The 7,400-nt window shown below is 49.0% G+C and carries 6 protein-coding genes and 1 tRNA gene; 6 read left to right on the top strand and 1 reads right to left on the bottom strand.

Going from position 1 to position 7,400, the window contains the following annotated elements; all coding sequences use genetic code 11:
- The 3 genes from AC4PME_RS16040 to AC4PME_RS16030 form a co-directional block, all read left to right on the top strand.
- Positions 1 to 724: oligosaccharide flippase family protein (locus tag AC4PME_RS16040; RefSeq protein WP_491223464.1), on the top strand; the 724-nt coding region annotated here is incomplete at its 5' end.
- Positions 721 to 1,647: a glycosyltransferase family 2 protein gene (locus AC4PME_RS16035; protein WP_490710181.1), complete on the top strand. Its 927-nt coding sequence runs from the start codon at positions 721 to 723 to the stop codon at positions 1,645 to 1,647. The genes AC4PME_RS16040 and AC4PME_RS16035, both read left to right, overlap by 4 nt.
- Positions 1,648 to 1,690: 43 nt before the next feature.
- Positions 1,691 to 2,731: a glycosyltransferase gene (locus AC4PME_RS16030; protein WP_491046620.1), complete on the top strand. Its 1,041-nt coding sequence runs from the start codon at positions 1,691 to 1,693 to the stop codon at positions 2,729 to 2,731.
- A gap of 30 nt (positions 2,732 to 2,761) precedes the next feature.
- Here the strand turns inward: AC4PME_RS16030 and AC4PME_RS16025 are convergent, their stop codons facing one another.
- The gene (locus AC4PME_RS16025; protein ID WP_119499487.1) at positions 2,762 to 4,351 is read right to left on the bottom strand and encodes a hypothetical protein; all 1,590 of its coding nucleotides are present in this window, start codon (positions 4,349 to 4,351) and stop codon (positions 2,762 to 2,764) included.
- A 258-nt stretch (positions 4,352 to 4,609) separates the two neighbouring features.
- On the opposite strand from AC4PME_RS16025, the gene AC4PME_RS16020 reads away from it, so the two are divergent.
- The 3 genes from AC4PME_RS16020 to AC4PME_RS16010 all read left to right on the top strand — a co-directional run bounded on the left by AC4PME_RS16020 (position 4,610) and on the right by AC4PME_RS16010 (position 7,163).
- Positions 4,610 to 5,581: a glycosyltransferase gene (locus tag AC4PME_RS16020; RefSeq protein ID WP_491046619.1), complete on the top strand. Its 972-nt coding sequence runs from the start codon at positions 4,610 to 4,612 to the stop codon at positions 5,579 to 5,581.
- 293 nt (positions 5,582 to 5,874) lie between these two features.
- Positions 5,875 to 5,951, top strand: a tRNA-Arg gene (locus tag AC4PME_RS16015).
- Positions 5,952 to 6,173: 222 nt separating this feature from the next.
- The gene (locus tag AC4PME_RS16010; protein ID WP_075607658.1) at positions 6,174 to 7,163 is read left to right on the top strand and encodes a site-specific integrase; all 990 of its coding nucleotides are present in this window, start codon (positions 6,174 to 6,176) and stop codon (positions 7,161 to 7,163) included.
- The last annotated feature ends 237 nt before the right edge of the window (positions 7,164 to 7,400 follow it).

Raw genomic sequence — 7,400 nt, 5'->3', positions numbered from 1 at the left:
TGGTTTTTATCAGTTCGCTGCCGTGCTGGCGATGATGCCGGCGGTAAAAGTGCTGCCGCTGCTCAGGCAGGTCGCGCTGCCGGTTTATTCCAAGATTCAGGACCAGGCTTCGCAGATTGAATACTATTTCCTGAAAAGTCAGCGCATGAGTGCCTTGCTATTCGTTCCCGTCTTTTGGGGCGTCGCGGCCACCGCCAATACCATGGTACCGGCATTCTTCGGCGAGAAGTGGGTGCCTGCTGCAATAATCATCACCCTGTATTGTTTGTCTATGCCAATGCGGAGCCTGGAACAGCTGTTCGGGCCGGTGCTGAAATCACTGAATAAAATGAATGTGATCATCGTCAACACCATCATCTTCGCCGCTATTCTGATCCCCGGCTTTTATATCGGTGCACAGTTTGGCAGCGGAGGCATGGCATTGTCGTGGCTGTTCTCATTCTTTATCAGCTTTATGATTGCATCCTACCGTTCGTGCCGCTGCCTGAATATCCGCTTTAAGCGTTTTATCGGCGCAGTGTACAAGCCCCATTTGATTGGCTTATGTATGCTTACCGCTACCTGGTGGCTGGGGCAGTACCTGATGCAATCCATGACTCCCTGGCTGGTATTTATTATTCAGGTCTTTACCGGTGGTGTGATTTATACCGGTCTGTCTTTACTGTGTGCCCGAAAAGAGAGCATGGAGCTCATTAACCTGGTCAGAAACAGGAACAGCAAATGAAAAATGTGGTCATTGCCGTTATTACCTGTCGCCGCCCGGAATGGCTTGGGCGGTTACTGGACGGTCTACTTGCGCTTAAGTGCGATGAAGACATCAACCCACGTATTCTGGTGGTGGATAACGATGCCAGTGAGAGCAGTAAGGAAGTTGTTATCTCCCGTCAGCAGGACGGGGCTATTCCGGTGTCATACGACGTGGAAAAACAGCAGGGTATTGTATTTGCCCGAAACCGCTGCGTGGAACTGTTCCATCAGATGAATGGCGATTACCTGGTGTTCATTGATGACGATGAATGGCCGCAACAACCCGACTGGCTTAACCGGCTGGTCAGTGCGGCGGGTGAATTCAATGTGGATGTGGTGACCAGCCATGTTATTTCTGTGGGCGAGCCTGGCACACCGGAGTGGGCTGTCGATTTAATTTACGGTAAAAATCCGTACAAACACGGACAGTTCATTGACGTGTTTTACACCAATAATTTGTTGTTGAGCCGGCGCATGACCGAAGCCCTGACGCCGTGTTTCGATGCCCGTTTTGCCATGACCGGTGCCAGTGACTATCACTTTGCCCTGCGGGCGAAGCAGGCGGGATATCAGTGTGTTTATATCGATGCTCCGGTGGTGGAAGAATTTCCCGCTTCACGGGCATCCGTCAAGTGGTTCTGCCGGCGGGGTTTCCGTTCCGGGATCGGCTATACCCGTTCCCACGTATTTGAAGAATCATACAAAACTGCCTTACTCCGCTGCGTGGCATTAAGTGGTGTCAGAGTACTTCGCGGACTGGCGAAACTCATTACCGGTGTTGTTACCAATAATAAAACAACCCGGGTGGACGGGCTGTTCCGCCTGTGCTCTGCTGCAGGCACCATTGCCGGTTTATTCGGAATACAGCACGAAGAATATAAAGTGATCCACGGCAAGTAATTCGCTATGCCGTGAACGCTGATTGCATCAATAAGGAAATACTGTGAGTACAAGTAAGCCGCACGTTGTTATTCCGTTAGCATCCAATGCCCGACATTTGCAGCAGGTTTACACCGGTATGGAAGCGCTGGCTGCAAAAGGACACATCAGGCTGGTTTATCAGTTCGACTGTCAGCGTCATCACAAAAGCGGGTTGTCATTTACTGTGGATAACCGCTCAGTGTTTGTCGATACTGCCGACTCGCCGGCAATCAGCCAGCAGGACTATGATAAGTGCGATGTCTACTTCAAGCGTACCCTGAAGCCTGAAGATGCGGCGGCAATGAACAAGCTGGAGCCATTCGGGCTGTATTTTGAAATCTATCCGTCAGTCCGCTCCGTACTCACAACCCGCCGGTACATGGCCTATTCTGACAGCGGCGCATCCAATAAACTGAAAACGTTTATCAAGTCTGTGGATACGGCCAACAAAATGAGCTTTATGCCCCGAGCTGCCCAGTTTGATAATCCGTATCCGGCCGGCAATACCGTGATGTTTTATGTGCGGTTGTGGGATCCGGATTTTGATAAAGAGTTTGAAATCAGCGAAGCAGAGGCTGAAGACCGGCGCTTAATTAATTCCCTGCGTATCGCCTGTGTGCGCCAGCTGAAAGAACGCTTTGGCGACAGAGCGCTGGTGGGGGTGATGGATGACGCATATGCCCGCAAGGTTGCACCGGATCTGGTTATCGCTGCAAACGATACCTCTAAACAAAACTATCTGGAAAGAGTAAAACAGGCCGGCGTGTGCATTGCCTCAACCGGCTTACATGAGTCCCTGGGCGCAAAATTTGCGGAATATGTGGCTCTGGGCAAACCCATTGTCAGCGAAGTGTTTAACTACAGTCTGCCCGGCGATATTCAGGATAAACAGAATTACCTGCAATACACCACTGCAGAAGAATGTACTGAGCAGGTAGCCAGCTTGCTGGAATCACCTGAAGCCATGCAGAAAATGCGTGACGCGAACCTGAACTACTACCGCAATATGCTCACGCCGCAAGCCATAGCACAGCGTATTATCGATACTGTACAGCGCCGCTGAGGCGCTGCTGTATCTCGCCTTTCATGTGCGTCAGAACGATTTAATTTCAATGTAGCCACCTTCCTGTGGCCGTAATTCTTCGATTTTATCCATTGTCGTGACAATAGGAGGCAACTCCCGGTTGCCGGTAATGGTCACTGCAGAACGGTCGTCACCGTCGCCGGTTTCATCCCGCTTCAGCAGACGGGTATCTTCCGTCACGTTATTGTTCTCAAGGGTGATCACGGGGTGGCCTTCTACCCAGTTTGCATCCGGAATTTCATCTGTCAGCAGTACCGGCTCATTCTCATCTTCAATAAAGGCAATCGAATTATTGCGCAGCGTTACTGAGTGCAGCCCCTGAAAGGTTCTGACAATGGTGCGGCCAAAATCTTCATCTATCAAAAACAGGTTGTTTTCGTACAGCGTATCGCCTCTTGAGCCGCTGTTACCGTCACCGCCTGTACGGCTGCCCAGACCCGGCGGGCGCATCAGCATTGTGTTGCCCTTTACCTTAAATTGCTGGCCGGCGAAATCATATTTCTGATCGTATCCGATAAGCTCTACCAGATATTTCGCCTGAGGATCTTCACCGGATTCAATCCAGTTATTCTCAATCAGTGTGTTTTCAAAACGGGATTTCACACTGTTGCCACGGTTGTCGTGCAGAAAGCTGTCTTTCAACAGAAACTGGCTGCCCGGAAAGCTGTGCTGATCGCTGGCTACGTACACAGCATGTCCCCAGGAGCGGCCGGGCTTCTTACCGCCGCTTTCCGTAACTTCCACATTGATCATCGATAAATTGCCGGAATTACGGTCGGTGGACAGCACACCGGTACTGCAACGGCGGATAAGTACATTCTTCAGTACGGTATTCGTGGCTTCATTCCGGAAACACAGCCCGCCGTCCTGCAGGACCACGTTTTCTATAGTCCAGTTATGAGAATGGCGCACTGCCAGCGTCCAGTTGAAACGCTCTGTACCGCCTGCGAAGACTGGTCTGTCTCCGGCATTTTTTGTGTTACCGATAAGCCGGATGGGGAGCGCTTCTGTGCCGGAGATGTTTTTTATCTCAACCGGCTCATATTCGGCATCAGGATCCAGATAAATTGTATCGCCTGCGGCAAGTTGCGGGAGAATGTCCTTCAGCTGACGGTACTGACGGGAAGGGCCCACGTACCAGGTTTCAGGTTTTCTGGGCGTATTGGCGGTTTGTGTTATCCATACAATGCGGTAAATCCCACGGCGGCGCTCACTGTCCGATTCTTTGAATTCCAGACGGTTCGTCCACATCGTATTGTATCTGTCCGGAGCCTGCAGACTGACCCGTAAAGTGTCACCATCTTTTACTTCAACGGGTTGATCTTTCACAGCCGGTGCCCCGTTTACTGAAATCGCAATGCCTCTGGCTGTCAGTGTAAGCGGGTATTTGCCTACACCTTTCATGGTAAAGCATTCTTCCACCATTGCGCCGGGTGCCAGTTCCAGTCGGGCCGGCAAATCGGCAGGATGACGTACACGCCACTGATAATCAGACACATCTTTTACCAGACATTCACCGTCAGCAGCGTTTGCCTGTGTGATGCCTGAAAACAATATGGAGAAAAGAAGTGCTGGTACTGCGTGTTGCCATCGGCGCATAGAAATCCCTGTAAAATGGTGTTGCAAGTAAAGCTATACGGGACATTACCCAAATTAGCTTAAACTCACAAGTTACCGGCAGATGACAAAGGCCGTATTTACCGCCTTTTACGGCATACTGCATAGCGCCGTGAATGCTTGAAATACAAAGGCTTCGTTGCTATGTTTCCTGTTCAGGGAATGCCGATGCCTGAAACAGGTGAACAGCTCTAAGCAGTCATCAGCGCTAACACTTACCGATGTGGTATCAGCTAAACAATGAACGTGTATTTCTATTTACCGGAAGATCAGAAACCTGCTCAGTTACCCGCGCAGACCGACTTCACATGGAAAGATTATTCGCTGGGCAAATATTGCTGGGGTCTGCAAACCTATAACCGTTTGCAACTGGCCGGCGTACCCTGTGAACTTACCCACACACTGCCGGAAGAAGGCGTGATTATTGCGCACCGGGCATTCCTGCCGGACTCCATAATTCCAACCCGTAAGCAGGTGCTGGTGTGTATACAGGCCGACTGGAGCCGTCATCCATTTGCCCAGTTGCATATTTGTCAGAATATGGCGCAAACCAAAATGTCCGGTATACCGCGGCCGGAACGGTTCGCCACCGGTGAAACCTATTTCGTGCACCACTGGCCACAACCGGGTATGACGCCCAGAGATCCTGCCCGTGGCAATACCTTTGAGAACATTTACTACTTTGGCCTGGCCGAGAACCTTGCGCCGGAGCTGAAATCAGACGACTGGCTTCAGTTTATGGAAGAAAACGGCCTTAAATGGCACCTGGAATCGTCACCGGCAAACTGGCGGGACTACAGTCAGGTAGACGGTGTGTTATTCGCAAGAGACTTCACCGGCAAGAAACACATCAACAAACCCGCCAGCAAATTGTTTAATGCCTGGATCACCGGTGCCATTCCAATTTGTACACCGGAATCCGCTTACGTCGATGAAATTGAAAACGATACCCAGGCCGTCGTAATAAACAATTACGACGATTTAAAAGCCAAACTCGTTGCACTTAAAAACGACCCCCACCGCATCCGCAATATGCAGCAGCAAGGTGCGGTTAAAGCGAAGCAGTATTACCCTGAAGCCATTGTGCAAGAGTGGGCAGCCATTCTGGAGAAGGTAAAACAATACAGGATGAGCCGCGGCCAGTATGCAGCATTCATCGCCAAACGCAGCTTCAGCTGGTTGCTGTGTAAGTGCGTGCGCTGGTTAAGATAACAGCAATAGATACAACGGCCGGCTTCTTAAACAACGAATATGCCCGATAACGGATAAATCAGTTGAAGCCGGTGCCATGCATCAGTATCATTAGCGCCCGATTGAGCAGACAACCACTGTCATTCAATCCCCCTTCTACGCACCCGTAGCTCAGCTGGATAGAGCGTTGCCCTCCGGAAGGAGAGGTCAGAACAAAAAGGGTGCTGAAAAATTTGTTGTTGTTAAGCTAATTACATGTCTGGAATGACAAGTCGTGTTAGTAGTCAGTAACTTTACAAGCCTTTAAATACAGGCCACCCGTAGCTCAGCTGGATAGAGCGATGCCCTCCGGAGGCATAGGTCAGAGGTTCGAATCCTCTCGGGTGGGCCATCCTCTCCAATCATCCTTGGGACAAAATTGGGACACTCAGTCTTATGAGTGCTTTTTTGCATTTTCATTTCCGAGGTTTCTTATGAAAAAACCGCCGTCGAAAATAACTTTATTTTTTTTATGTTTGTCAAGGGCAAAAAATGAGGCTTTTTTTCCTCTGACCATTTTCAGCAATCCACACAGAATGGTTCTCGTTGGCTCTACTTATCGCAAGGAGGATGTATGGCAACGATAACAAAACGTGATAACGGGAAGTGGCAGGCGAAGTGCCGGAGAAAAGGTTTTCCCACACAAAGCAAAACTTTTGCTAAAAAAGCAGATGCAATTAAATGGGCTCGTGATATTGAAGCAAAAATGGATTCGTCCATTTTTATGAGTACTTCAGAAGCAGAAGCGCTTCCGGTGGCTGATGGACTTAATAAATACTGGGAAGAAAAGCTCTCCGAGAAGAAATCTGCGAAAAGTCTCGGATACATGACTAAAAGGCTTGGAAAAGTTTTTAACTCATACAAACTTATCGATCTGACTGTCAGTTCCATCAGAGAGTATAAGGCATACAGGCTGGAAAAAAGCAAAGTCAAAAACGACACCGTACGAAAGGAACTTAACATGTTGAAAGGGTTTATCAATCATGCCATGACAGAGTGGGAGATGTACCTGCCAAAAGGAAATCCGGTAGACAATGTAAGTTTGCCTGCCAAAGGCAAAGCCAGAGACAGAAGGTTAAAGCCAGGGGAGGAACAAATTCTCCTTCATTCAGCAAAAGAATATGGTGGAGCTATTTCCGACCTTATTCAATTCGCCATCGAGACAGGCATGCGCCGTGGTGAAATAATCGGAATAGAATGGGAATGTGTCGACCTCACAGCTTCGACAGTTTTTCTGGCGGACACCAAAAATAACGAAAGTAGAACAGTTCCTTTATCTCCACGCGCAATGGAAGTCATTAAGTCGCAGCCCCGTCACCTCTCTGGTAAGATTTTCCAAATAAGGGGAGACTCAGTTGGTCAGGCGTTCAGGCGAGTGACTGAAAGGGCAAAAATTAAAGATCTACGTTTTCACGATCTTCGTCATGAAGCTACCAGTCGCTTTTTTGAAAAGGGATTTGCCATGATGGAAGTTTCTGCAATCACTGGTCACAAGGATCTCGCTTCCCTTAAGCGGTATACGCACCTGTGTCCAGCCAATCTGGCTAAAAAGCTGGCCGGTTAGCTTAAGCTTTAAGCTGGCGTTATTTGTGAGAAGATAACGCCATTGCTTTTAGGATAACATAGGCTTTAACCCACTAAAGCCTATGTTATCTCGAAAATTATTTGTATCCCCTTAAGTGGATTAGTCGCCACTTAACCTGACACTTTCACAGGTAGAGTTATATCAAATCTGACAGTCTCTTGTGTACGCAGACTGTGTGAAAACCCATTTTTTATCGATGCCATTGTGATAGCTCTA

The sequence above is a fragment of the Alteromonas sp. genome (assembly GCF_984505615.1).
This window is presented reverse-complemented; position numbering and strand designations above follow the sequence as displayed.

Coding starts and splice junctions, on each gene's coding strand:
- AC4PME_RS16020 (WP_491046619.1), top strand. CDS start 4,610: ATGAACGTGTATTTCTATTTACCGGAAGATCAGAAACCTGCTCAGTTA.
- AC4PME_RS16010 (WP_075607658.1), top strand. CDS start 6,174: ATGGCAACGATAACAAAACGTGATAACGGGAAGTGGCAGGCGAAGTGC.
- AC4PME_RS16035 (WP_490710181.1), top strand. CDS start 721: ATGAAAAATGTGGTCATTGCCGTTATTACCTGTCGCCGCCCGGAATGG.
- AC4PME_RS16025 (WP_119499487.1), bottom strand. CDS start 4,351: ATGCGCCGATGGCAACACGCAGTACCAGCACTTCTTTTCTCCATATTG.